The 1,346-nt window shown below is 40.0% G+C and carries 2 protein-coding genes; both read left to right on the forward strand.

The window, feature by feature from the left end; translation table 11 throughout:
* Positions 1-816 (forward strand): hypothetical protein (locus AC1DUW_RS29080; protein ID WP_477644219.1); only part of this gene is annotated, 816 nt, incomplete at its 5' end.
* Positions 817-1,022: 206 nt separating this feature from the next.
* Positions 1,023-1,346, forward strand: a 324-nt coding sequence (locus AC1DUW_RS29085) for an MFS transporter (protein ID WP_477644220.1), incomplete at its 3' end; no start/stop codon positions are given.

Genomic DNA, 1,346 nt, shown 5'->3' on the forward strand with positions numbered 1-1,346 from the left:
GCTTACAGGACTTCAGTAGACCTTGCTAAAGAAAAGGGCAGTTTCCCGTTCCTAATCGGGTCAACTGATGAAGAAACGAATGAGCTTAGAACGCGTTTCACTCAAACCGGATTTATGGAAAAAATGCCAGAAGATATCAGAGAAAGTGTTGCTGCACATGGCATCCGTAATTCTCATTTATTGACAGTTGCTCCTACAGGCAGCACAGGTACGATGGTTGGGGTATCAACTGGTCTTGAACCATATTTCTCTTTCACCTATTTCCGTAGCGGTCGTCTTGGTAAATTCATTGAGGTTAAGGCTGACATCGTACAGGAATACTTGGATCGCCATCCAAAAGCGGATCCAGAAAAGCTTCCGGAATGGTTCATTTCTGCAATGGAATTGGCTCCTGAAGCTCATGCTGACGTTCAATGCATAATTCAACGCTGGATTGACAGTTCGATTAGTAAAACGGTTAACGCTCCTAAAGGATATACCGTTGAACAAGTAGAAAAAGTATATGAACGTCTATACAAAGGCGGAGCAAAAGGCGGTACGGTGTATGTAGATGGAAGCCGTGACAGTCAGGTTCTTACGCTTAAAGCGGAAGAAAACCAAATGGATGAGCAACTTGAAATGGATGAATTAACAGATGTGGAAGAAAAGAAAAAAGTCGTATTGGTTGATACGATAAATGAACTGCGTTCGACGAATGTTACGATTGGGTCGGAAGTAGGTAACACCTGCCCTGTTTGCCGTAAAGGTGAAGTTCAGGAAATGGGCGGATGTAATACATGCACGAATTGTGGCGCACAATTAAAATGCGGCCTATAAGCTTAATTTAAGAAAGTCGTTAAGGTATAGCTGAAAAGCTGATCTTAACGGCTTTTTTTTGCAAATCTAAAAGTGTATTCAATATTTTGAAATTTTAAAGGTTCCCTTTTATTGGTTTGTAAACTATTAATTGTTATTAGTTCTCGTGACGGTTTTTCTTTATATATGGTTAAACTACAATGTATTAACTATGATGGGGTGTATGAATGGAAAATCAGAAATGCGATAATACGAAGGTAAGTGCTTGGTGTATTGTAAGCATGGCTTCGATTCCGCTCGTCATGACACTAGGAAATTCTATGCTTATTCCCGTGTTGCCGGTTTTTGAAGAAAAAGTGAACATAACATCCTTTCAGTCGAGTATGATAATCACCAGTTATTCAATCGCTTCCATTTTTCTAATCCCAGTAGCAGGTTACTTGTCTGATCGCATTGGAAGGAAAAAAGTTATCCTACCCAGCCTTATTTTAGCTTTGATAGGTGGTTTGATTGCTGGTTTTGTTTCCTGGAAGATGGACAATCCGTATACC

The organism is Peribacillus sp. P4_C12, from assembly GCF_056402095.1.